The 18,822-nt window shown below is 68.2% G+C and carries 14 protein-coding genes and 2 pseudogenes; 10 read left to right on the top strand and 6 right to left on the bottom strand.

All coding sequences use genetic code 11. From position 1 onward, the window contains the following. Window positions 1-174 precede the first annotated feature (174 nt). Window positions 175-627: a pyridoxamine 5'-phosphate oxidase family protein gene (locus tag ACFU6I_RS08415; protein ID WP_384363008.1), complete on the top strand. Its 453-nt coding sequence runs from the start codon at window positions 175-177 to the stop codon at window positions 625-627. A gap of 182 nt (window positions 628-809) precedes the next feature. Then, window positions 810-1,027 (top strand): annotated as a pseudogene (locus ACFU6I_RS08420) (hypothetical protein); the annotation flags it as partial. A 378-nt stretch (window positions 1,028-1,405) separates the two neighbouring features. Here ACFU6I_RS08420 and ACFU6I_RS08425 read toward each other — a convergent pair. Then, complete coding sequence (locus tag ACFU6I_RS08425) at window positions 1,406-1,819, bottom strand: winged helix-turn-helix transcriptional regulator (RefSeq protein ID WP_384363010.1); 414 nt, start codon at window positions 1,817-1,819, stop codon at window positions 1,406-1,408. A 102-nt stretch (window positions 1,820-1,921) separates the two neighbouring features. Here ACFU6I_RS08425 and ACFU6I_RS08430 point away from each other — a divergent pair, with 102 nt between their 5' ends. Next, window positions 1,922-2,557, top strand: coding sequence for an NAD(P)-dependent oxidoreductase (locus tag ACFU6I_RS08430; protein WP_384363012.1), 636 nt, complete (start codon window positions 1,922-1,924; stop codon window positions 2,555-2,557). A gap of 46 nt (window positions 2,558-2,603) precedes the next feature. Here ACFU6I_RS08430 and ACFU6I_RS08435 read toward each other — a convergent pair whose 3' ends face one another. The 4 genes from ACFU6I_RS08435 to ACFU6I_RS08450 are packed head-to-tail and all read right to left on the bottom strand — an operon-like array spanning window position 2,604 to window position 7,444. Further along, entirely contained in the window at window positions 2,604-3,563 is a 960-nt protein-coding gene (locus ACFU6I_RS08435) for a hypothetical protein (RefSeq protein ID WP_384363014.1), read from the bottom strand. Continuing rightward, window positions 3,560-4,597 (bottom strand): TniB family NTP-binding protein, encoded by a 1,038-nt coding sequence (locus tag ACFU6I_RS08440; RefSeq protein WP_384363016.1) that lies wholly within the window; start codon window positions 4,595-4,597, stop codon window positions 3,560-3,562. The genes ACFU6I_RS08435 and ACFU6I_RS08440 overlap by 4 nt, the downstream gene beginning before the upstream one ends. After that, the gene (locus ACFU6I_RS08445; protein ID WP_384363018.1) at window positions 4,588-6,702 is read right to left on the bottom strand and encodes a Mu transposase C-terminal domain-containing protein; all 2,115 of its coding nucleotides are present in this window, start codon (window positions 6,700-6,702) and stop codon (window positions 4,588-4,590) included. Before ACFU6I_RS08445 ends, ACFU6I_RS08440 begins: the two co-directional genes overlap by 10 nt. Further along, window positions 6,668-7,444, bottom strand: a complete 777-nt coding sequence (locus ACFU6I_RS08450; protein ID WP_384363020.1) for a TnsA-like heteromeric transposase endonuclease subunit — start codon at window positions 7,442-7,444, stop codon at window positions 6,668-6,670. The genes ACFU6I_RS08445 and ACFU6I_RS08450 overlap by 35 nt, the downstream gene beginning before the upstream one ends. A gap of 375 nt (window positions 7,445-7,819) precedes the next feature. Here ACFU6I_RS08450 and ACFU6I_RS08455 point away from each other — a divergent pair, with 375 nt between their 5' ends. Genes ACFU6I_RS08455 through ACFU6I_RS08475 form a run of 5 tightly spaced genes read left to right on the top strand, consistent with a single transcriptional unit; the run spans window position 7,820 to window position 14,636 of the window. Then, entirely contained in the window at window positions 7,820-8,638 is an 819-nt protein-coding gene (locus ACFU6I_RS08455; RefSeq protein ID WP_384363022.1) for a TnsA-like heteromeric transposase endonuclease subunit, read from the top strand. Then, window positions 8,635-10,935, top strand: coding sequence for a transposase (locus ACFU6I_RS08460; RefSeq protein WP_384363024.1), 2,301 nt, complete (start codon window positions 8,635-8,637; stop codon window positions 10,933-10,935). The genes ACFU6I_RS08455 and ACFU6I_RS08460 overlap by 4 nt, the downstream gene beginning before the upstream one ends. A gap of 1 nt (window position 10,936) precedes the next feature. Next, window positions 10,937-12,238, top strand: coding sequence for a TniB family NTP-binding protein (locus ACFU6I_RS08465; protein WP_384363026.1), 1,302 nt, complete (start codon window positions 10,937-10,939; stop codon window positions 12,236-12,238). Next, the gene (locus ACFU6I_RS08470) at window positions 12,235-13,464 is read left to right on the top strand and encodes a TniQ family protein (RefSeq protein ID WP_384363028.1); all 1,230 of its coding nucleotides are present in this window, start codon (window positions 12,235-12,237) and stop codon (window positions 13,462-13,464) included. The genes ACFU6I_RS08465 and ACFU6I_RS08470 overlap by 4 nt, the downstream gene beginning before the upstream one ends. Window positions 13,465-13,466: 2 nt before the next feature. Continuing rightward, window positions 13,467-14,636 carry a TniQ family protein gene (locus ACFU6I_RS08475; protein WP_384363030.1) on the top strand — a complete coding sequence of 390 codons (1,170 nt, stop codon included), beginning with the start codon at window positions 13,467-13,469 and terminating at the stop codon, window positions 14,634-14,636. Between the two features lie 40 nt (window positions 14,637-14,676). Here the strand turns inward: ACFU6I_RS08475 and ACFU6I_RS08480 are convergent. Continuing rightward, window positions 14,677-15,034, bottom strand: a pseudogene (locus ACFU6I_RS08480) (3'-5' exonuclease); the annotation flags it as partial. Window positions 15,035-15,249: 215 nt separating this feature from the next. Here ACFU6I_RS08480 and ACFU6I_RS08485 point away from each other — a divergent pair. Further along, window positions 15,250-18,141: a hypothetical protein gene (locus ACFU6I_RS08485; RefSeq protein WP_384363032.1), complete on the top strand. Its 2,892-nt coding sequence runs from the start codon at window positions 15,250-15,252 to the stop codon at window positions 18,139-18,141. Window positions 18,142-18,300: 159 nt separating this feature from the next. After that, window positions 18,301-18,720, top strand: coding sequence for a DUF5710 domain-containing protein (locus ACFU6I_RS08490; protein ID WP_384363034.1), 420 nt, complete (start codon window positions 18,301-18,303; stop codon window positions 18,718-18,720). The last annotated feature ends 102 nt before the right edge of the window (window positions 18,721-18,822 follow it).

Below are 18,822 nucleotides of genomic sequence, written 5' to 3' on the forward strand. Positions count from 1 at the left end.
ACGGATGCGTTCGCCGGGTGTCCACCCGGCCCATGAGACGGGCGGTGTGTGCGAGGCCGTCAGGGCGTCGGAGGCCGTACCGTCCGTGAGGCCCGCGGCCTCGACGGACCGACCGATGACCGACGGATCCCCTCCCTCGGAGGAAGGGAGATCCACGATGTGACTGGAGGAAGCATGACAGGCACGCCGCCGCGTGGGCTCGAGGAGAGGCTGCGGGACACTCGCGCGAGACTGGAGAGCGACGTCGACCTCTGGGTCGCGACGCAGGGCTCCCCGGGCGTCCACCTCATCCCGCTCTCCTACCTCTGGGAGGGGACCGCGTTCCTCATCTCGACCCCGCGTGCCTCGGTCACCGGCCGCAACCTGCTCGCGGACGGCCGGGTGCGGCTCGGCATCGGGCCGACGCGCGACGTCGTCGTCGTCGACGGTATCGCCGAGCCGGTGGACATCGCCGACCTTGCGCCGGAGACGGGTGACGCGTTCGCCGCCAAGACAGGCTTCGACCCGCGCGGACTCGATGAGCCCTATCAGTACTTCCTGATCCGGCCGCGGCGCATCCGGGCCTGGCGGGAGGCGAACGAGCTGCAGGGACGAGACCTCATGCGCGACGGCCGCTGGCTCGGCTGACCGCCGCACGGGAACGCCGGCTCCGTACCCCTGGCCTGGCTCTTCCTGCGGAACGCGGTGTTGCTGCGTGACGTTGCAGGGTTTCAGGTGGTCGGCCTCTTCCCCCCGGCACCGTCGCTGCTCCCCCCCGGACAACAACCGACCGGTTTCGAGTCGACGTGGGCCGCTGCGCGAGAGAACCGGACGTCGTCAGCGCCGTCTGGCCCCACGACCGTGTCATCCTCTCCGCCGACGGCGGGTCCCACAAAGGACTGGCAGGAGGGACGTGGTGGCACATTTTCCACTCCGAGTAGTCGGAACTCCGCGCAGCCGGATTCTCTCCCTCCGGCCGGACCCGGCGGTCGACACCAGCAGCGACCTCACACTCTGGACCCGATCTGAGCTCCGTTTCGACGACTGAGCGGGCAGCGGGGCAGCACGCGAGAGGGCGACAGACGGACCGGGCGGAACTCGCCGCGATGCCGGGCGGCCGGACCACGGCCTGCGAACCCGCCGGAGCGGCGCTTCTCCACCGTCGACGTCCTCACCCGGCTCGAAGCCGCTCAGGTCAGGATCGGCTGCATCTTCTCATCGGACCGGACGTGGGCCTTCATGCTCTTCCTTGCCGATGGCACCAGCACAGTCCTCACCTGCACGGGAGTCCGCCAAGCCGAGCGGTGACGGTTGGCCTGCTCAAGGGACAACTGTCCTGTCCGGTCTCGCTGAGGTTGAGGCAGGTTGATGCTCTGACCTGGGGTGCCTCAAGTTGAGTGAGACGCTTCTGGAGATTCCGTCTCGGTCAAGATGAGGTGTCTGGCCTTGAGTGAGGGGGCGTGTTGGCTGGCTCGGCCGGTGGGTGGTGCGCTTCGTGGGCGTCGATGAGCTCGTCCAGATGTGCCTCTGCCCAGGCGCGTGCCGCGTTGAGCGGGTCAAGGAGACTCCGGCCGAGCGACGTGAGTTCGTACTCGACGTGGCGGACGGGTCCTGCATGAACGGTTCGGACGAGGAAGCCGTCACGTTCCAGCGCCCGGAGGGACTGTGTGAGCACCTTGGATGTGATGTTCCGCAGTGGGACCCGTAGCTCGGAGAACCGGCGGGGGCCGTCCTCAAGGCACTGGATGATCATCCCGGCCCATTTGTCTCCCACTCGGAACGGCACCAGGTCAGAGGGGCAGAGCGGATCGAACATCTCTGGGTCCAGGGGCTTGGTCACAGCGCCACCGTAGTGCGGTATCCAGGAGGAAACCATGAATGTGGCTACCTTGCTCGGGCATGTCAGCGGACAGATCTTCTTGAGGCGCGAGCGAGGTAATCCATGGGCAAGGTCCTTGTTTTCGGTGCAGGCGGGCGAGTCGGACGGGCGGCTGTCAGCGAGGCACTCCGCCGGGGGCACCACGTCACCGCAGTCGTCCGGAACGCCTCCAGGCACCCGGACATGGAAGGCGCGGGAGTCCGTCTGGTGAGCGGTGATGTCACTGACGCAGACGCTGTCGCCGATCTCGCGGCCGGGCATGACGCCGTGATCATGGCCGCCTATGATGCCGGCGCTCAGCCGGACGTCTTCTTCACAGCCGCCGCTCGCGCTCTCCTCGATGGGCTGGCACGAGCGGGGGTGGGCCGGTTGGTCGCTGTCGGCCTGGCGGCAACACTGGAGACCAGTGAGGGGACGCCTTTGATGGATACTCCCGGTTTTCCGCAGGAATACCGGCCCGTCTGTCTCGGTCACGCGGCCGGGACAGCTGTGCTGCGTTCCTCGGCGACTTCTCTGGACTGGCTGATCATCAGCCCGGCTGGTGACTTCGATCATGCCGGGGTGGGCTCTGGCCGCTACTCCACTTCAGACGTCAACATGGCCAGTCGCATCTCCCACGACGACTTCGCGATCGCCCTGCTCGACGAGATCGATGCTCCTCGTCACCACCGCACGCATGTCGGTGTCGAAGGGGCCTGATCCGAGCATGAAGCTGGCCGCGCATGCTCCAGAGCGAGGACGTCGATCATCCGGCTTGCGCGGTGTGTGACAGGGGTTCGTCCTCCCAGGTCAGATCGGCGACGATTTCCACCAAGCCGACGAGGCCGTTGCGGAGCCACGGGAGTGTGATGCCCCGGGGGCGGTGGTCCAGGTGGAAGGCTTGTTCGAACTCGATTTGGGTGGTGCCGGTGAGGTGCGCGACTTTGCGTTCGGTCTCAGGTCGCTGTGCCTGGGAGATGATCAGTTTCGTGAACCTGGCGACCTGGGGGTAGTTGGCGGCCCGGTGGAAACGCTGGGACCGGATGAGGTCGAAGCGGTCCGGGAGGGTTTTGGAGTCCGGCCGGTAGATGCGCGCAAGCACGGAATCCCGGTCGCCACGCACCAGTGCCCGTCGGTCTATCTCTCGCCAGAACCGCTCGCAGTGGCGGTAGGCGGTTCCCAGAGCGAACGTCCCGTGCCGACGTTCCAGCCGGTCAAGGAGGCGCTGGGCGCGGACGACTTCTGGAGTGTGGGAGAGGTCGATCTGCTCGAAGACGTTCGCGCGACCGCAGCTGAGCCAGCGCCGGTGACGGATGCAGACGTTGTCGTGAAGCCCGCGGAGGTAGACCTGGATGGGCTGGCCGTTGTTGCCGGAGCGCTCGCTGCAGAGATCGCAGGCGGCGCGCGTGTTGAAGATGAAGACGTCGGACGGAGCGACGATGTCGGGTGCGTGGTGCCGCAGTTCGGGAAGTGCCCAGAGCAGGGTGGTGCGGGGCTGGCCGCTGAGGATTTCCAGCCGTTCGAGTTCGTTGAGGGGGCATTGGAGCCAGCGTGAGGGGTTGCGCATGGTGCGGAACTCGGTCTGGTTCGCGGTGGCCAGACGGTTGCGGTAGGAGTCGAGGGTCTCGTTCGCGAACGGAGTGACCGGATGCGGCAGCGGACGCAGCATGGCCGGGACGAAGGGCAGCGAGGTGACCGGGGCGGGCCCTCGGCGTCGGCCGTTCATCCGGCTGCCCTTCCGCGCCGGGCTTCGCCGCGGAAGGCCCTTTCGCTGGCGTGGTCGACGTGGATCGTGTCGAGCTGGCGGCGGGTGATGCGTTCGCTGCCGTCAAGGATCGCGGAGATGGCGGCGGCCCGGATCAGGTGGGAGAGACCTCCGATCATGCCGCCGGTGCGCTGGTGGAGGTAGGAGTGCAGGCCGGCGAGGGTCTCGGCCTTGTGCTGGTGGAGCCGGAGCGTGGCCTCCATCGTCGCCACCAGACCCTCCCACTCGGAGTTGAGGGGGAACGGCCCGGTGTGCAGGAGCGTGCACCGGCCGGCGATCTGGTCACCTCGGATGCCGGTGAACAGCCCGGAGTGTTCGACGTCGATCCCCGCATAGATGAAGGTCGCGGGCAGGTGCTCGGTGAAGTACTTGAGATGGTCCGACAGCTCCTCGCCGGCGGTGGTGGCCAGGTTCATCAGATGGATCTCGTCGACCAGGACCAGGTCGGTGCGGGCCTCGATGAGGACCTGGCAGACGGCGCTGGTGATGTCGACGGTGTTGTGCCGGGGAGAGATCACCGGCAGGCCGAGGAACCGGGCGAACTCGATGGCGAGCTTGCGGGGCGAGCCCTTGGGCGGCGCCGTGACGTAGACGACCGGGACCCGCCTGGAGTCCGGGTAACGCTGCCGGGCGCGCAGTTCGTGCAGCCTGCCGAGCTGCCGAAGGGCGGTGGTCTTCCCGGTGGTCCGTTCGCCCGAGATGATCAGGCCCCGCCGGGCGCCGTGCTCCCTGCGGTTCAGCAGCCTTCCCTGGTGGGCGACTTCCTTGACCGTGGACGTCCGCACGACTTGCAGTTCGGAGTGGTAGTCGATGCGCCGCTCGTTGTAGGCGTTGCGGACCCGGTCGCCCATCACCTCCCAGCTGCGCGCGGAGGCGAGCCGGAAGGTGGTGGTGTCCGTGTCGACGAAGTGCCGCCAGCCCGCCAGGGTCGTGGGCGGTTCGATGCGTTCCTCGTCGGTAGGTGTCATGCCGTCGTCGGAAGGGTTCACCACCATCGCTTGGCCTCCTCACGGGCGTCGAAGATGCCCAGCGGCACCACCTTGGCCAACTCCTCGGTCTCCTCGGCCTCTTTGGAGCCGTGAGCCGTTTCGTCCGGTGGCGGCTCCTCGTGTCCGGGCGGTTCGGGCCGGGGCCAGGCTGCGGTGCTGGTGGCCCGGGTGCGGGCGGCGGCCTTGCGGTCGCGCCGCTCGTCCGCCCGGTTCTTCCTCTTCTGCCGTCGGGCGGGGCGGTCGCCGGGGCCGTCGGTTGCCCGGTCCAGGAGTTCGGCCGCGGCGCGGGCGACGGCTTCTTCATGCGGCTTGCGCTGTTCGCGTTCGGCCAGCACCTGGTGGGCCCGGTCGAAAATCAGCTCGCCCATGGGGACGGGAGAGGTGCGCAGGTGGCGCCAGGTCGCGGTGATCCAGCCGCCTTCGCGGTGGTCGCGTACCCAGACGCGGGAGATGTCGTAGGGGTCGTAGTGGACCTCCCAGAGCCTGCCGTCCGGACCGGCGCCGGAGGGCTGGCGCCGGTAGGGGCCGAGTGCGCGGGCGTCGTAGGTGCGGTTGTTGATCCTCACCCCGCCAGGTCCGATGACCCGCCGCTCGCGGGGCATGAGCTGGATGTACTCCTCCTGGGCCAGGGCGACCGGCACGTATCCCGCCGCCGAGACCAGCGCGGCGTACTTCTCGTTCGGGCTCAGTGGGCGGTCCGGCATCAGCGGGTCCCGCAGACCGTCGTGCGGTCTCGTCTGCCAGACGGCGACGGACCACTCCTGTAAGAGTTCCTGGAGTTCGTGGATGGACCAGGCCGCTTGCGCGGCAGGGTCCTTGCCCCGCATCTCGGCGCTGCGGCCGGTGTAACCGGCAACGTACTGGGCGAACATCGTCGAGACCGAGCCCAGCGTCCGCTCGATGTGCGGCTTGTCGGTCGGGGTGTCGGGATGTGAGGGCTGGAACGAGATCCCCAAGTGGCGGCAGGCGTTGCGGAAGTTGTCCGAGATGTATGCCTTCCCGCGGTCGCTGACCACCGTCTCCGGGACGATCACCGGCTTAGCGGCGGCCTGGGCCAGCCGCTCGTCCAGCGGCAGTAGCGAGGCATAGGGCAGCACCGACCGGGACATGCGCAGTGCGTCCGACCAGCCCGGCCGCACTGGCTCCGGCGTCATCGCCCGGGCCAGTAGCAATGCGGCGTCCACCGCCTTCGTCGACGGCCGCAGCACCACGGCCGCCAGGGTTCTCGTCGCCAGGTCCACCAGCCCGGTCAGTTCGCAGCGGTCCACTGTCCCGTCGTCGTGGACGACCAGCACGTCCAGCGGTGTGGAGTCGATCTCCATCACTTCGCCCGGACGCGCTGCCGCCAGCTGCCCGAACATCCGCTTCGGCTGCTTGCCCAGCGAACGGCGCGTGCGGGCCGAGCCCATCAGATGCCGTCCCGTCGAGACCGCCTGAAACAGCCGGTAGAAGGCAGCCCGCGACGGCATCGCCACCATCCCGACACCGTGCTCGTCCGCCAGCAGGCGTTCGACCTGGCGCCGCAGCACCTGCGCGGACACGGTCGCCTCATCGGTCCGGCTGCTGACGACCTTCTCGATCGCCGCCACCACCCGCGGATCAGCCCGGCCCGTCCCCGTGGAGGGCTTGACCAGCCGCCGGTCCACCAGCCCTGCCACCCCCTCGCGCTCGAAACGGGCGCGTAGCCGCTGGAGCGTGCTCAGGGCCACCTCCTCGCCGGCCTCCCGGAGTTCGGCGAGTTTGGTCAGCTCCCGCTGCCGCACCGAGCGCACGTCCGGGTCGTACTCGGCCCTCACCGGCGTGCCGGGATCGGCATCCGGGTGGCCGGTCATCAGTTCGGTCAGATGCCGCTGCCACCACCTGACCCGTTCCGCTTCCTCCTCGGGCAGTCCTTCCAGCACCCCTTCTTCCGGCAGCGGCGGGCGGGACGGACCTGTGCCGAGCACGGCGAACCCCTCGGACGCGAGCAGATGGCCCAGCAGCACGACACTCGCGGCCTGGGCATCGTCGACCAGCCGCACCGCCGTCCCGTGCAGAGCGACGACGCTGTGCTCACGTCCTTCGTAGCGGACCCGATCACCCAGCGACAGAAGCCGCGGACGTGCTGGCATCGCTCCCCACCTCTCCCTTCGCCACCGGCGCCGGCCGCACCACCGTCGCCGCCGACAGCCGTTCGCCGACCAGATCCACGGTCAGCTCCCGGTGCCAGAGCAGATGGAAGAGCACCGGCAGCACGGCGATCGGATCTCCGACCGCCCGGACCCCGGCAAGCAGGCCCTGCGGCAGGGCGAACACCGCCCGCAGACACTCCGCCACCGGCTCACGCCGCACCCGTGGGTGCCGGTAGCCCGACAGCCAAGGCAGATTCGCCGCCAGCACCGGACCGATCACCCCGACCCGCTCGTAGCCCCAGCCCACCCGGGTGCAGGCCGCCGCCGTAGCCGCGAACTTCGCCGCGTCCTCCGGCTCGACCAAGTCGTCCGGACGCACGTCCAGCACCACGGCCCTGCCGTCCCGACGGCGTACGAAATAGTCCGGCGTGTGCCTGATCCGCCGACGCCCGCCGCCGTACCGCCACGACAGCCGAAACGGCTGGGAAGCCACCCCGATCACCTCCGGGTCGGCATCCAGCCGCATCAAATGGCTGAGCTCCACCCATGACTCGTAACCCACCAGCTCGGCGCTGGTCGCAGCCCAGTACCAGCCGGGGAAATTGCGCTGCCCCCGGTACGACGGAAACCCCCGAACCTGCCCGACCGCCTCGAAGCACACAGGCCACACCACCTCAAGCGGCCCACCATGTGACTCGCCCCGGCCGTCGACGTACTCCAGCCAGAAGTCCCCTGCCTCCACCAGCCACCCCCCACTTGGCGCGCTGACCGGCCGTAACGACCGTAGAAGGCACAGATGGCCCGTACCTCACATTGACCGAGACACCTCGCCAGATGCCCGAGATTGAGCGAGACGTGCGAGCAGATGCCTCATGAAGACCGGGACTGCCTCAACTCCGCAGAGACAGGACATGTCCTGCTCGGTCACATGGGTGAGCCTGAGCACGATAGTTGTCGTTAACCTCCCACCCCGACCTGGCCCTTCTCGAAGCACTGAGCACGATATCTGTCGCCGAATTCGCATCGTTGTTGACGTGTTCCGTGCTTTTTGCGGGCAAGTTGTCGCCAACTTCGAAGATCGCTCCTCCGGCGGCATGCGTACGGCTTACCTGGGGCTATGAGCGATATCCGGGGCTCCTTGTGGTCCCACAGCTGTACGTGGACAGATCTGCTGGTCCCTGTCTCGCTGGACGCGGGGCGGGGCGACCTGGACCTGTCCGATGGCTGGACGGATCGGTGGACCGCGACGTGGAAGTACGCCGGGGACGAGATCACGGGCCCGGTCCGACACCTGGGGCAGGTGCCGGTGGCGAGCCGCGGGCCGATGCGGGGGTTCACCTGGCGGCGGGAGCAGCGGCACAGGCCCGGTCTGGAGTCACTGGTGTCGACGGGGCGCCTGCACGGTTTCGAGAGCCTCGAAGAGGACCAGCTGCTCGTGACCTTGGACTTCGCCGGGGACCTGGTCGAGGTGCTGTCGCAGCCGCTGCGTATCCGGTTCCGTACGGCGGAGAAGTGGCGCAACCACACCCCGGACTTCTTCGCAGTCACGCGGGTGGGGAACTGGCTGATCGACGTGCGGCCCCGAGACCTGATCGAGCCCGAGGACCTGGAGTCGTTCGCGGCCGCGGAGGAAGTGGCGTTGGTCTGCGGGTGGCACTACGCGGTCGCGGCCGAGTGGCGTCCGCATGTGCGGTCCACGCTCGGCGCGTTGTACGGGAAGCGCCGTCCGAAACGCGACGTGCTCGGCATTCAGGCCGATCTGCTTGCTCATGCCGAAGAGGGCGTCATGTTCGGAGAGTTGGCGTCCGCGCAGACGTACTGGCCGGTGGCACGGGCCCAGTTGCTGCACCTGTTGTGGCATCGCAGGCTCGGGATCGACCTTGCTCAGCCGTTGACGGACAGCTCGCGGGTGGTGCTGGCGGGAGGCATCTCATGATGGGGGCGTCGGCACTGGATCTCTCGCCCGGAGCGGGCGTGGTGCTCGACGAGGTGGAGTGGCTGGTCGAACGGCAGGAGCCGCATCTGGGGCGGGTCCACCTGGTGCGTGCAGACGGCGAGCGCCAGCGGGCGAGCTTCCGCTTCCTGGTCAACCACCCGCGTTGTCGGCCGTCGTCGCGTACAGCGGCGGAGGGCGCCAACCGTGGGCGGCAGCCGGCTTCGTGGAGTGATGTGAAGCCGGAGAAGCGGCCCTTGATGGAGCAGCGCTTCGCGCATCTGATGGAGGTCAACTGCGGCTTCCGCAGTGGTGATCCGTTCCGTCCCGAGCCGGGGGAACCGCACCCTGAGTACGACCCGGACCGTACGACGCTGACTGAGCGGCGCGCTGCGAAGGCCGCTGAGTTGTCGGCGCTGAGGCCCGAAGAGGCCAAGTTGCTTCTGGGCGTCGCGCACGTCGGGGTGCGCACGCTGGAGCGTTGGGAGCGCAGGCGCAGGAAGTACGGGATCGTGGGCTGCGCCGATCACCGGTGGCTGCGGGCGAGCGGGGGACACCCGAGCGTCAGCGAGGAGGTTCGCGAGGCGATCTTCGCGGTCAGGGCGGAGACGCAGCACCACCGGTCCCGGGTGAGCGCACGCACTCGCGAGATCATGATCCGTCGCTATGTGCGGGAGACATTCGAGAACGAAGACGAGGACGGGGACGAGAGCGAGAAGATCGAGGTCCCCAGCTACCACACGCTGCTGCGGGTGTGGAAGGAGTGGTTCGGGCCGGGCGGCGCCCGACAGAAGTACGAACGCTCGGCCGAACTGCCCACCAAGAACGGGCATGTGCTCGTGACCCGCCCCGGCCAGGTCGTTGCGCTGGACACGACGATCCTGCCGGTGATGGTCCGCGAGAACGTTTTCGGTGACCCGGTCACCGTCCACCTCACTTTGGCGCTGGACGTCTACACCCACTCTATCTGCGCGTTCCGGCTCACTCTGGTGTCGGACTCCTCGGTGGACGTCGCGATGGTGCTGCGCGACGTCATGCTGCCGCTGCCCATGCGGGAGGAGTGGGGCGAGGACATGGAGTGGCCCTATCCGGGACTGCCAGCCGCCATGGTCTCCGAGTTCGCCGGGTACGAGGTGGCCGGGCTGCCGTTCTTCACCCCCGAGACCGTCACCTCCGACCACGGTTCCGTCTACCGCAATCACCATCTGGTGGATGTCCAAGAGGCGATGGGCTGCCGGATTCTTCCGGCGCGCGTGCTGCGCCCGCAGGACAAGAGCGCGGTGGAGCGTGTCTTTGGCAGTATCCGCTCGCTGGTGTTCGAGAAGCTGGCCGGTTACACGGGGGTTGACGTCTCCGATCGCGGCGCGGACCCGGAGAGCGACGCGGTGCTGACCCTGGCCGAGATGGAACACTTCATCGCGACCTGGGTCGTGAAGGTCTGGCAGAACCGCAGGCTCGGCGAGTTCGCGCCCAGCTGGGATCCCGGCGGTGACCACAGCCCCAACACCCTGTTCGCCGCCTCCTTCGCCCAGGAGGGCTTCGACCTGGACATTCCCTCCCCAGAGACGTACTACTGCTTCCTGCCCGAGCACCACGTGAAGCGGATCCACCGGCGGGGCGTCAAGGTCAAGGGGCTCTGGTACGACGCCGAGTTACTGCACCAGCCCGACATGAACTCCGCGCGCGGGGGCCGTTACAAGCAGCACTGGGTCATCCACCGCGAACCCCGCGATCGGCGGGTGGTGTACTTCCAGGATCCCGACACCCATGAATGGCACGAACTGCGCTGGACGGGCCTGCCGCCGGAGGGCGAGATGCCGGCCTTCGGTGACGCCCGGGTCGAGGAACTCCTCACCCGCGTACGGGAAGCAGGCCTCAAGCCGCGCTCTGACATCGAGCTCGTCCCCAAACTCCTGGAGATGCTGGGGGCCGTCGATCCGGTCGCGAAGTGGCCGTCCCAGCTGACCAAATCCCAGCGGACGCAGCACGCGCGGGAGATCACCCAGGCCCAGGCGGCAGCCGCGGACCGACCGCAACAGCCGCCGAAGCCGAACAAGCCACCGCGCCTGGCTGCCCTCGGCGCACTGGATGCGGAGCCGTCGTGGCGGGAACGGGCCCGGGAGGCCACCGAGAGCCTGGACGCGCATCGGCGCCGACGGCGTGAGACGGCCAAGCCAGCGCAGCAGCCGTCGGCACCCGCCCCGCTGGGATCGAGCCGCCGCGGCCGCAACCTCTTCGTCATCGCCGACGACGATGACGGATCCGACGAACCGGACCCGCAGCCGACGGAGGAGACGTGAGATGAGCAACCTGCCCCCGGAGCCGCCGAACGCTCCCGTGCCGTTCCTGCGCTTCGGCCCGAGGCCGGACCGGACCCGGTATGAGGGTTGGCAGGAGTTCCGCCGGACACGGGATCTGTTTGTGCCGGTCAGGAAGATCTCCTTGGCCGAGTACGGGCTGATGAGCCCGCGCAAGAAGTCCTTGTATGACCTGCACCGCGCGGCCACGCACGTCAACATGCAGATGCTGGACACCCCGATGAGCGAGGTGGTCACCACGCTGATGCGTTCGCGGATCCAGAACAACGCGATGCGTATCGGTCCGAGCACTCTGGACGGGCTGATGATCAACGGCGGCGGCTACCAGGGCAAGACGGAGACCGCCTGCCGCACCGCCGCCGAATTCGAGGACACCTGGCGCGACCTGTACGAGCAGTACCCCGAGTGCTACCTCGAGCCGATGCCCGGCACCCGGGACCTGATCGCACCGGTCGCCTACTGCCAGACCCCGGTGAAGGCCACCCCGATCGGCCTGTGCGAGGCAATTCTCGACTACTACGGCGCCCCCTACGGCAAAAACCTGCGCGGCATGATTCGCAACGCCCGCGAATCGATCAAGGCGCACGCCACCACCGTCCTGATCATCGACGACATCACCCGCCTGAAGATGCACCGGGAGGACGACCAGGACACCCTCGACCTGATCCGCGGCCTGATGGACTTGGACGTCACGCTCGTCCTCATCGGCGTGAACATTCCCCGCTCCGGCCTGCTCAGGGAGGGCTGGCACGACCCCCGCACCAACCAGTGGGTCTACGCACCACTGAAGAAGGGCAAGAGCTACAACCCCGACGCCTCCACCCAGACCGAGCGCCGCTTCGACCTGGTCACACTCGACCCCTTCGACTACAGCAGTGACGCGGGCATAGCGGCCTTCATCGACCACCTCGTCGGCGTCGAGAACCAGATTCGACTCTTCAACGCCGGCCCCGGCACGCTGTCCCACGGGCTGATGCCCGAGTACCTCTACCGCCGAACCCACGGCATCGTGGGTCTTCTGCGGCGCCTGATCGAGGACGGGCTGACCAAGGCCATGGAGAGCGGCTTGGAGAATCTGACCATCGACCTCCTCGACGAGATCACCATCAACCTGGGCAACATCCCCGGCAAGGACGGCGCACGCGACGCCGAAGCCGGAGAAATCCCCGACGTGGACACTGCCCCGCAGCCGAAGGCGAAAGCAGCCCGGAAGACCCCGAAAGCCCGGAAGGGGCGCAACACGGTTTTCGACGACCGCGGCACACCTCCGGCGGCCGAGGCATGACCCTGCGTCCCCTGCCCCGCAGCCTTGACCCACTCGAAGACGAAACCCTTGTTGGCTTCATTCTCCGCCTCGCCCGTCACAACGGCACGACCCCGGAGCAAGCCGCAGCCCGTTTGGGGTTGATGGACGGACCGGCTGAGACCCCCGGCGTCGTCTCGCCCTGGCTGCTGGTGGACATGGACAAGCCACGCCTTGCCCGGGCGGCACGCGCGGCACATTTGACCGTGGCGGAGGCCGACAAGTTACTGCTTGCTCCCATGGGGCATCGATACGGTCTGGTGAGCAGGAGATACCGGCCGTGGACGAGTCCCCGGCAGCTGGACCGCCCCAATCGATGGATCCTCGTACGGACCTCCCAGTACTGCCCATCCTGCCTCGCGGGCGACGGAAGTCCGCAAGAGGCTCTGAACGGCGGTGCCTGGAGACGGGCATGGCGCCTGCCGGTGGTCTTCGCTTGCGTTCGGCACCGGCAGCTCCTCCATCGGGCCTGTCCCGCTTGCCGCACCCCTGCTCAGTTCGCCCGCACCGGCCTGATCGCTCGCCCGGGGATGGAAGAACTCCACACGGCCCAGTGCCGATCGCCATCCGCTCCGGGCTCGGGCGGGGTCCGCCTGTCGGTCTGCGGGGCCGACCTCTCCCGCGTTGGTCCAGCTCGTATCCCGGAGGACGCCGACTCGCTCAAGGCCCTGCTGGCCCTCCAAGGACGCCTCGACGAACTGCTGGCCACCAACGGGCCGCCGACCGTCTTGAGTTGCGGCCGACTCGTGCCGGTCGCCCAGTACTTTATCGACTTGCGGGTGGTGGCCACGTTGATCCTCGCCTCCTGGCCAGAGGCAAGCCGTTTCGCAGCGACACCCGCCCTGGCACAGGCGATCGAACGGGAAGCGGTGCAGCGAATGCGCGACGGCCGACGCCGCACGCGGCGGGCCGGATCGAAGAGCCCATACGGGATCAACTCGCTGCTCTCGCCTATGGAGTCCGCCCTGACCATGGGCGCGGTACTGGGCATCGCTGTGTCCGTGCTCGAAGCCCGCGACAAGAACTGGACAGAGCGAGTGCTACGCCCGTTCTACGCTGCCGCCCTCGCATTGAACCGGGACACCTTCCGGCGCCTTGCACGCCTCCCCGGAACATCCCTTGCGCTGCAGCAGGTGCTCGGAGTCGCAAAGGGGACAGCGGACACTCTGAGCCCCGAGATCTACGTCCGCGGTCCACGAAACGGCTGACCATGCGCTCCCTGCCCCGCAGCCTCGATCCGCTGCCCGACGAGACGATCACCGGATTCGTGCTGCGCCTGGCCCATCGGCTGGGCACAACCCCCGCAGAGATCCTGCTTCGCACCGGTCTGGCACCCGGCGGCAGTCCTGGTCTGCCCACCCGCCTGCCCCTGAGCTTCCAGTACCACTTGGACGACGCCCACCTCACGGTCTTTGCCCGCGCCACCCTCCTGATGCCCGCCGAGGTCGCCGACATGCTCCTCGCTCCGCTCGGGCAACGGTATGGGCCGCTGAACCCCGCGTTCACGCCACGCAACACCCCAGCCCGGATGATCTACGACAACCCGTGGGTGCTGACCCGCTCCACGCGCTACTGTCCGCCCTGCCTCACCGGGAACGGCACTCTCATTCAGGACCGGCACGGCGGTCCCTGGCAACGGCTGTGGCGCCTCCCCATGATCTTCCTCTGTGTCCGACACCAACGGCTCCTCGCCCACCAGTGCCCCGGTTGCGGCGCATTCGCGCAGTCCCCCCACGCAGGTAGCGCCATCGCCCGCCTGTCGGACGATGCTCTGAACCCGTGGCAATGCCGGTCGGCTGAGGCGCGTTCGGCACCGGCCGAGCATCCCGCACATGCCTGCGGAGCCGACCTGACTCGGGAGAGTGCCCCCGCCGGGGAACTCGATTCGGCCACTATGGCCGCGCTTGTCCAAGTGCAACGACACCTTGCGGGCTTGCTCGCTGAGGGAGGCCCTGAAAGCACAACGAGCGCGGGGGCGCCGGTCCCCGTCGCCCACTATTTCGCAGATCTGCGCGCGACGGTCGCCATGATCTTCCGGTCCTGGCCCGAAGCCCGCCCGTACGCAGGCACATCGTTCCTGGCCGCCGCGCTCGACGCCGAACATGCTTCCCGCACCGCGCAGGCCCAGCCCCTGCTCAACACCGCCGGGAAGAAGAAGAGTTCCAAGCCCTACACCGCGCCGCCGTCCGACTCCCTAGCCACGGGCGCGGTTCTGCAGATCGCGACGCGGTTGCTCCGAGCTGCGGATTCCTGCGAAGCGCGAGAGTCGATGGCCCCGCTCGTTCACAAAATTCGCGATGCCGACCGTGCGCTCAGCATCTACTTGTGCCGTGCTGCCTGGATCTCAACGCCCATGAGGACTGCGGTTGGCGACTGCTGAAACGCGGCTGACGTCATGCCCCATGAACAGTGACGTCGCCTCAGGACACCGCCACTTCTGGATTGTCGGGATGTTTGTTGATCCACGCCAACCCAGTGACATCGAGGTGGTGGCGGGCTCGCGTGACGGCCACGTAGGCCAGGCGGGGGCTCCGCCTCGTCGACGGGGTTGGGAATAGGCCGGCCCTAGGCGTTGACCTCGTCGGTGTCGGCAGGCGGGGTGAAGTCGCGGGCGATGCGCACCCGGGCCCATTCTCGGCCCTTGGCCTTGTGCGCGGTGCAGACGGTGACCTGGGCTGCGGTCGCAGGGGTGAGCTGGTCGACGGCTTGGAGGATGGCATCCGGTCCGTGCCCATCGATCAGGTTGACGAAGGGCTGCAGGTCACGGCCCGCCGGATCGCCTGTGGTGTCCTGTCCAGCCTCGTCCTTCCGGACCGGACCGGAGCGGTGTCGGGGCACGGGGCAACGCGGCCGCTGTCGGCCGGGTGGCGTGATCAGGCCAAGGTAAACAGATTCGCCCCGCTTCGCCGCCCTGTGCCCATAGCCTTGAGGGCTGGTCTCGCAGCGTCGCTGTCGGCCACGGAGGCGACCGGTTGGGAGGGAGCTCGCAGGCGATGGACGGGGGACGCGTAGCGGCACGCGGGTTTCAGTACCAGTACCTGCGCACGCTGGAGCAGTTGGTCGCCGTGATTGACGATCCGGACGTTGCAAGTGTCCGAGTCGAGGGCCCGCCGGTCGGCGAGGGAGCGGTCGACCAGGTCGACTTCGACGTGGTCGAGACGGACGGAGCCGTACGCACGGCGGTCCAAGTCAAGAGCCGGGCCGCCGGCGGTTCCATGAGCGGGGCCATGGCGCTGGGCATCCTCATCCAGATGGTGCAGGGCGGCCCGCCGGCCGACAGGTACCTCCTGCTGACCAACGCCCGGCCGGGCGCCAAGGGCGACCGGCTCGAACATGCCCTGTCTGCGGGCGCCGGACCACAGGCACTGCGGGAGGCGTTGATGGATCTTTTCCGGGATGCGCCGCAACGCCGCGAACAGTTGAAGGGGCTGGACGGTGCCGGGGTGGCCCGGCTGGCCCAGTGCCGGCTCGAATATGACGCGCGTGACGACGAGGAGATCCGCGAAGAACTGCGCAACCGCCTGCGCGCGGTCCGCAACCGGAGCCGCCAGGGCCTGGGAGACCAGTCCGCCGGGCTGCTGAGCGGATACCTTATGTCCGAGGTGCTGGACCGGGCCGCCGATGTGACAGGCGACCGGGCCGTCTTCTCGGTCGCTGAGCTGCGTTCCCTGGTGCTCGTCGACACGGAGACCCTGACACGGTCGCTGGGCGCACACGACTGGGGCCTGCTGGCGGGACAGATTCCCGACATCCCGGACGTGCGCCGACCCGCGCTCATCGATCCGCTGCTCGACGCCTTTCCCCTCGGCGGCAAGAACGCGACCCGCCGCGCCACCCTGGTCGGGCCGTCGGGAATCGGCAAGTCCAGCGCCGCCGCGCTCTACGTCTCCGAGCGGGCTGATGCCTACGACTTCATCGGCTGGATCGACTGCGAAACCGGCTCATCCACGCTCGCCTCCTTCCAGCGCGTCCTAGCCGTAATCGGCTCGGATTCCGCGGCCCGGAGCCAGCAGGTGCGGGCCGATGAGGCGCAGCATGAGGTACAGCGAGCCCTCGGACATCTGCCCGGCCGATGGCTGCTTATCTTCGACAACGTGGGCACGGCGAGGGACGTCGAGCCGTGGATTCCCCGGGCGGGCCGGGGAGATGTCATCCTCACCACGCTGAACGCGGCCACGAACCCGGGCCCAGGCCAGGTGGTGCAAGTGTCCGCGATGGAGCGCGGGGAGTCCGTCCGTCTGCTCGCCCGGCGCCTGAACCTGAGCGAGACAGAGGTAGCACTCGGCGCACTCGCCCTGGACCGCTTGGCTGGCGAACTGGGCGACTGGCCACTGGCCTTGGAGCTCGGGGCCTGCTACCTCTACAGCTGCGGCCTAGGACTCGACCAGGTCGACCACTATCTGAGCGCCCTGAAGGTCCGCTCCTTCGCCGACGAGGACTCGGTTCCTCCCGGATATCCCCAAACCCTCGCCGCCGCCCTGAACATGTGCATCGACAGCCTTCAGGAACGCGTCCAGCCGGGAGTCGTGCCCGATGTCGTCGAGGTCGCCCTGCAGATGTTCTACGCGGCCGCGTACCTGGCGTCGCAGCAGATCCCCGCACACCTCCTGCTGGCAGCGGCGATCGCCACGACCGAGGGTCTCGATCCCGACCACCACGGCCCGGTGCTCGTGTCACCGGAGACGCTCAACATCGGCGAGGCGCTGCGCGAGCTCTCCCGCTTCTCCCTCATCAAGAACGACCTGCCTCTGCCGCCCACGTACGGGCAGACCCTTCCGGGCGGTGACCGCTCGCTCACCATCAACACGGTGAGCCAGGAGCTGATGCGCGAACGCCTCAACCGGCACCCGGCTCTGCCAACCGCGATCGATCAGCTGGTCGGACATGTGGAGCGCTGGCTCAGCGGCCCCCTGCAGCTCGGCGAGTTGGAACGTGTGCGGGTTGTGCAGTCGCACGCCGAGATGCTGCTGTCGCACATCGATCACCTGGAGCTCCCCGGCGAGCGAGCGGCTCTCATGTGCGGAAATCTTGCCGCCTCCTACTACCTTCAAGGCGACATGGCGCGAGCCGAACAGCTCTACGAACAGGAGCTGAACTACCTGGAGCGGGCCGGATCACCCAACGACGCACTGGTCGTCCAGACCCGGTTCGCCCTGGCCGCCATGGCCATCCAGGCGTACGAGCTCGGCTCCAACAGCCGACCCTCGTTGGAGACCACCGTGGACGGTGCCGTAGCCCATCTGGAGTTCGTGCTCCACCAGGCGAGATCATGGGCCGTGGAATACCCCAAGGCCGCCAAGAAACTCGCCCTCGATTCACGGCTGTTGATCCGGAACTCCGCTATCCCGGGTGAGGCGTCGCAGCGATTGTCCCTCCTTGAGGAGGCGTTCACCGATCTGCAGTCGAGGATCGAGCCGACCTCCTATTCCGCGAACCAGCAGACGCTGGCCAAAGCAGAGGAATCCCTTCAGAACGATCTCTATGCCGAAGCGGAGTCGCACTGCCGGGAACTCCTGAACCAGGGGATATCGGGCCCCCTCGAAGCAGAGGCCCGGCGCCGCCTCGTCGAGGCCCTTGCCGGGCAGTCGAAATGGGGTGAGGCCATCGCCGAGGTCGACTACTGGAGACACGATCCAGTCGCCCCCAGGCTCTACCGGCACGCGATCATCGACCTGATCCGGAACGTCAGTGTCCGCTGCGCCACCGCTTTCGGCGAAGGCGACTCCGGGGCCCTCGTGCTCTTGGACCGAACGGTCGACTGGCCCGACCTCGACGAGTTCATTGCCATGGGCTCCGATGCCGATCAGCATGTGATCACAAGAGCCCGCTCGCTGCGAGACCTGATCCACAAGGCGCTCGAGGGCAGGAGGGCAAACCGGGCGTGAGGTTGCCGGTGCGCGAGCCGACACGACTGCGCGAGGAGCCCACTGCCGTTGGCCCCGGCCTGTCCTGGACCGCCAAGCCAGGCGGCCGCCCCACGCCGAGCAACTGGCCATGGTGGAAGGGGACGTGCCGGGGGTAGTTCCTGCGGCGAGGCCCTGCACGTGCTCGATGTCGTTGTGGCCGTCCATCAGGGGGAGCCCCTGGGGCCATCGGCGAGGGGAGACAAGACGGTGGTCGAGCGGATCTGGCTGGACGTGCCGTATGCGGAGAAGGACCAGGCCAAGAAGGCCGGGGCCCGGTGGAACCCGGCCGCCAAACGCTGGTACGCGCCCTGCGAGGGCATGACGATGCTGGAGCCGTGGGCGGCAGCCCCGGATGTGGCCGACCTGCTGCCCGGTGAGGATCGCACGCTGGGCAACGGGCTGTTCGTCGATCTCGTGCCTTCCAGCTGCTGGTTCACCAACGTCCGCTCCTGCGTGAGCCCTCGGGACTGGAAGCGGCTCTGCCGGATGATCACCCGGCGGGCGGGCGGGCGGGCGGGGATGCGGTGCGAGGCGGGCGGCGCTGGCGAGGACCGGTAGACGAAGCGGTGGCTGGAGGCCCATGAGCGGTGGATCTACGACGACAGGTCCCGCACCCAGCACCTGAAACGGCTGATCTGCCTGTGCACCGACTGCCACACC

The organism is Streptomyces sp. NPDC057486 (assembly GCF_042802415.1).
Taxonomy (GTDB): Bacteria; Actinomycetota; Actinomycetes; order Streptomycetales; family Streptomycetaceae; genus Streptomyces; species Streptomyces yanii.